This is a genomic window from Halococcus thailandensis JCM 13552, from assembly GCF_000336715.1.
Taxonomy (GTDB): domain Archaea; phylum Halobacteriota; class Halobacteria; order Halobacteriales; family Halococcaceae; genus Halococcus; species Halococcus thailandensis.
Map to the genome: position 1 here is coordinate 1 of NZ_AOMF01000073.1, position 5,260 is coordinate 5,260.

General features: G+C 55.1%; 3 protein-coding genes. 2 read left to right on the plus strand and 1 reads right to left on the minus strand.

The features are described 5' to 3' along the window. Positions 1-549 precede the first annotated feature (549 nt). Positions 550-1,644, plus strand: coding sequence for an MFS transporter (locus tag C451_RS03080; RefSeq protein WP_007737582.1), 1,095 nt, complete (start codon positions 550-552; stop codon positions 1,642-1,644). A gap of 523 nt (positions 1,645-2,167) precedes the next feature. Here the strand turns inward: C451_RS03080 and C451_RS03090 are convergent. Next, on the minus strand, positions 2,168-3,334 hold the full coding sequence (locus tag C451_RS03090) for an ISH3 family transposase (protein ID WP_007737585.1): 1,167 nt from the start codon (positions 3,332-3,334) through the stop codon (positions 2,168-2,170). 483 nt (positions 3,335-3,817) lie between these two features. On the opposite strand from C451_RS03090, the gene C451_RS03095 reads away from it, so the two are divergent. Then, positions 3,818-4,855, plus strand: coding sequence for a pentapeptide repeat-containing protein (locus C451_RS03095; RefSeq protein ID WP_007737587.1), 1,038 nt, complete (start codon positions 3,818-3,820; stop codon positions 4,853-4,855). The last annotated feature ends 405 nt before the right edge of the window (positions 4,856-5,260 follow it).

Genomic DNA, 5,260 nt, shown 5'->3' on the forward strand with positions numbered 1-5,260 from the left:
CTGCTTCGACACCGCTGCGCAAGTCTACCTCCGGTAGCGGTGGTCACACGGGGCCTGCTACTGGGTACGGATTTACTGGATGGTCCACTAAGCTTGACTACATTTTTCGACTGTACCCTTGTAAACCATTTTTAATGATAGAATTCGGGATGTGATATTATAACGTACTGTCACGGTATTATTCGGATGTTTTCACCGAGTTACTCGTCGTCGCCGAGAGCCCTCTCGCTAGGGGTGTCTACCGATAAGTGCTCAGTCTCCCCCCCCCCTTTCCCTCGATTCGTGGACGACTATTTTCATCTGATCATACAAAATTTCTGACGGTTTTCTCATCTCACTACTGACCACATTGACCAGGACGATATGACAACCGGATTTTTGTGCTGGCACTGCAAGCGTTTTGCAACCAGGTTGGTTACAAGCGAACAACTGGGGTTGATCGATACGCTACCCTCTCTACAACAGGAAATAGGCTCACTATGGGCCGATGGAAAAGGAAAAAAGTTGATCGCGATTGCTCTCGGATGGGGCCTTCTAAACGGAACTCGAATGATCTATCCGGTGTTGTTGCCATCGTTGAGCGAGAGCTTCGATCTCACTCTCACTACTGCTGGGCTGTTAGTAACGCTCATCTGGGTTACCTATGCGATCGGTCAGGTACCAAGCGGTGTTCTCGCTGACCGGTACGGTGAGCGGACGATATTGACAACCGGGTTGGTGATCGTCACTGTTGCTGTGTCGTTAGTGGTTCTCGCTCCGACGACGTGGAGCCTGTTCGCTGCAACCGGATTGATCGGCGTCGGGCTGTCTTTGTATCCGGTCGCACGGATCACTGCTCTTTCGGATCTCTACCCTGATCGCATCGGCCGTGTGCTGGGAATAACGATGGCGGCGGGTGACACTGGTCAGACAGTCCTACCGTTGATTGCTGGCATCCTCATCGGTCTTACGTGGCAAGTAGGTCTCGTCTTCGTCGTGCCACTCCTCGTGGTTGTTGCGATCGCTGTCTGGCAGGTTCTTCCATCAACCGTCTCGTCGAACACAGCACGCACGGAACTGTCTCTCCAGCGGGCAAGAACCGTTCTCCGGGAGCTTTACCATCCGACGTTGGTAATCATGGCGATCATCCTGTTTCTGTACATCGGTGTCTTGCAGACGTTCTCGGCGTTTTATCCCACGTATCTGATCCACGACAAGGGATTTTCCTCAACGGCAGCAAGCGCATTGTTCAGTCTGTTTTTCGCGTTCGGTATCGCCGCCAAGCCGCTTGCTGGCGTTGCATACGACGTGATCGGTATTCGGCGTTCGCTGCCAATCGTACTCGGTGGAGCCATCATCGGATTTGCCCTGCTGCCGTTTCTCAACGGATTCTGGTTGCTCGCAGGGGACACGGCTCTGATTAGTTCGATGCTCGGCTCGGGCGCAATCACTCAATCGTATCTTTCAGAGACGATTCCACCGGAGATTGAGGGTACTGGATTGGGAGCCGTCCGGTCAAGCGCTTCGTTGTTGGCCTCGACAGGTCCGGTGCTCTTCGGCGCGATCGCCGAACGTGGCTTCTTTGATGAGGGCTATCTCTCGTTGGCACTACTCATGGCGCTTGTCACACTGCTCACTCTCCGACTCCCCAGTGAAACAGAGTAGAGCGGGTCGGATTCGGCCGACTGTAGAAGTGTGCCGGTCTCTCGCCTACCGATTACCATCCACATAGAAGTCCGTTCAAACCGCTTTCCGCGTCTGATCGATCGTGATCACCGTCCTTATCATATCGCTTGCCGTGTTTCGTCGGGTTCTTCCTACCTTGTGCAAAAATTCAATAATACTGAAAGAACAAAGTTATACAGGACTTTCTGAAACTGGTGGCCCTCAGAAACATACACTCAGTACCTCGCAAAGCGCAGCGCTTCTGTCTGAGCTGGATACAAGGTTGTCTTGATTAGCGGCGGATGGGCCGATCTTAGCAAAGGAATCGTCCCAGAACCTTTGATTAGCGAGGGTGNATACAAGGTTGTCTTGATTAGCGGCGGATGGGCCGATCTTAGCAAAGGAATCGTCCCAGAACCTTTGATTAGCGAGGGTGAGGTTGAACGTCTCGTCGCAGTCGGCGGCGAAACGCCGCCGACGCGACAGCGTTGCCACTCACCGTGAGGACGTTCCCGATCGGTGATTACCGCTCGAAGCGGTCGTCTGGTGGCCTGTTCGCGGGGACGGCCCGACGTACCGCGAGGGCCGTCCACGCTGCCCGGGTCACCATATCGATGAACTCTTCGAAGGTCCACTGCCAGAGGCGACGCCCGCCACGGCGGGGCGTCGCCACGTACTCCCAGTGCAAGTACCGCCAGACGTTCTGGAACAAGAGGCTAATCACGACGAACAGCAGTCGTTGCGTCGCATTTCGAGTTGTCGTCGATATCGTCGTCTTCTCCGAGAGACGGTAGCTTGATTCGATTCCGAAGCGCTTGGCGTAGTGGTGGCGAGCCTGACGCGGTGTGTCGATGAACGGCGCGTCCACGGCGTAGCCGTGACGCGCCACACCGTGTTCGTCGTATCGACCGTTTTGGTAGGTGCAATCGATGTAGACAGGGAATTCGACGGTCCAACTGTGACCGTCGAATTCCGTCGTGAGGTCGTGCTCGATGGTACGGCTCCAGCCCTGATCGAGTTCTTTCTGGATCGCCTCGCCCCACTTCACGATCGGCGTGACGTAGGCGTAGTTGTGTGCCTGGAGCAGCGTGAGGCACTTGCCGTCGTAGAACTCGCGGTCGAGGTAGACGGCCTTGACCTCGGGGTCAAGGCCTTCGAGCACGCCGAGGAACTCGGCGAGGACACTGCTGGCGGTGTCGCCGTCTTCGAGACGGCGCACCGCCAGCGTGTAGCGTTTGTTGCGCACTCGCGCGTAGAGAGTGGCATAAGCGTGGAAGGCGGTGGTTCCGTCCTTGGCTTCGGAGTGGTAGAGGCCGCTTGTTTCGTCTTCATCACCGTAGTAGGGCCGCAGGTGGAGGTCCACGACGACCTCCACCTGCTCGGGGAGATGTTCGATTACGTCCCGCTGAAGGAGGAGATTGCCGACGGAAGCGACGGTATCGAAGTCGAACTTAGTGCGGAGGTGATGGAGAACGTCGGTGCCAGAGGGAGCGTCTTCGCTGTTCTCGCAGAGTTCGGAGATAGAAGTCCCGTCGGCGCACGCGCCGACGAGGACCTCAAAGATGTCGTCGGGGGCGATCTCAGCATTCTCACCGATGTTCAGAGAGAACGCGCCAGTGAGGGTGTTGACGAGGAAGTTAAGGAGTTGGTCTTCGTGGATTTCGTCGTCCGCTTGCTGTTTCGTTGTCACACCGTCAGCAAGCGGACGTTTCAACTAACCGGCTTTGCGAGGTACTGACACTTCGTTCATCCATGTCGAATCTCGCGCATACTTGCGATTAGAGAGTTAAACACGACTAAAAGAGCGAACTGAGAAAAAGTCAGTTCTCAACAGAGACATTCAAACAACGCGGGTATCTTTGTCACCATGATGTTGAAGACCAATCTACTGAACTATAATTTTATAAAATATGAATGTTCATCCATATTGTATCTGTCTTGTTTATAGGCGTGGTGATAACACCTCCACTATCATATCGTCTTGAAAATCGCATTCGGAATGCGATATCCGATCCACACTTACCGACATCGTTTCACGTTGAAATATTAAGTCAGCTGACCGCAGCCGATTCCTAAAACAGCAGCTGGGAACCAATTTGATTGAGTTTCGAAGATGATTGGATTGGCCGGCCGGCTAAAAGACCTATAATGACTCTCCGTTCTGTTCCGAACGATGTCCGAGACACGATGTGGTTATGTCGAGGACGTGGAACTGCTCACGGATCGGGGAAAGGCGTGCTGTTGGCGACCGGTCAACGAGAGCGGTGAAAATTGCTTTTGGCACGATAATACCCCGAAAACTGCCGAGGCGTTCGATGACCGTCACGATCCCGGTGGCCGTCTTGACGGCGCTGATTTTCGTGGAGCAGATCTGGTGGACACGTCGTGGTTGCGCGAGCGGAGCCTCGTCGGTGCAGATTTCACCGGGGCGACCCTTCGAGGAGCGGACCTCTCCGGTGCGGATCTCCGGCGGGCAACGTTTGATCGGGTCGATGCCCGGCGAGCCCGTTTCGACGGGGCTGATGTGGAGGGTGCGACGTTCGAGAATGCCGACCTCCGCGATGCGAGTCTCAACAGGGCAAAGCTCTATCGTACTGGATTTACTGACGTCCGCCTCAACCGTGCCAGTGACTTCGGCGATCAGGTGGTTTATGAGGATTTCGTCGACGATGCCGATGACCGTGAGACGCGGGCGGCAACGCTCGAAGCGGCGAGTTGGACCTACCGGGAGCTACGCCGTCTGTTCAAACAGGACGCGCTGCCACGCCGTGCACGAGCATGTTATCTGGGTGAGAAAAACACCCGACGGCGGGCCGCGTGGGCGCGCGGTGAGTACCTTCGTGCGCTTAAACTCGAAGGGTCGCGCTGGGTGATGCGTTACGGGACTAGCCCTACACGGGTAGTCACGAGTTCGGCCGTGGTAATGGGCTGTTCTGGGATTTTATATCCGTTGACTGGTGGGTTGCGCACAGGTTCGGGAACCTATGCATTCGAACAGCCGGTCATGGATATTCTTGCAGCCACACCCGGACAGCTGGCACGCGTGTTCTATCAAGGCCTGTACTTCAGCGTTGTCACGTTTGCAACGCTCAGCTACGGCGATATACAACCAATTGGTGCAGTTGCGCGGGCGATCGCTGGCATTGAGTCGCTTCTCGGATCGCTATTGTTGGCGCTATTGCTGTTCGTGCTCACTCAGCGAGTTCGGTGACTATGCAGGGTGATCTCATTACAGATAGATCTTGTATGGCTGGACTCATACAGCGAACCGCGACAGTGATTGACGACATGTGGTAGTCGATCTGGGGGTGATGCCAGTCGTGGTGAGAAGATCATCATTGCGGTCGTTCTCCTCGTCACTGGACTAGTGATCCCGGTGATTTCCATCGTCTGGATCGCACGTCTGATTGCGAACTGATCGGTAGTCTGGTGTGTCGACTGTCTCGACAGAACTCCCTTTGGATCACTCGAGAACTCTGTTGGAAGCGAGATCCGGCTTTCGGGAAAGTCTACCTGGGATTAGAGAGCATCCGTGTTCGGTTAAGGTCTCATCTCTGTGTTGAAGGCGTGAGCCACTCGTTTGTTCAGGGTGAGGCGTGATCTCTCTGGTTGGCGT

Bases quoted from the DNA above. Each gene is read 5' to 3' on its own strand.
- C451_RS03080 (WP_007737582.1), top strand. From the start codon at position 550: ATGATCTATCCGGTGTTGTTGCCATCGTTGAGCGAGAGCTTCGATCTC.
- C451_RS03095 (WP_007737587.1), top strand. From the start codon at position 3,818: ATGTCCGAGACACGATGTGGTTATGTCGAGGACGTGGAACTGCTCACG.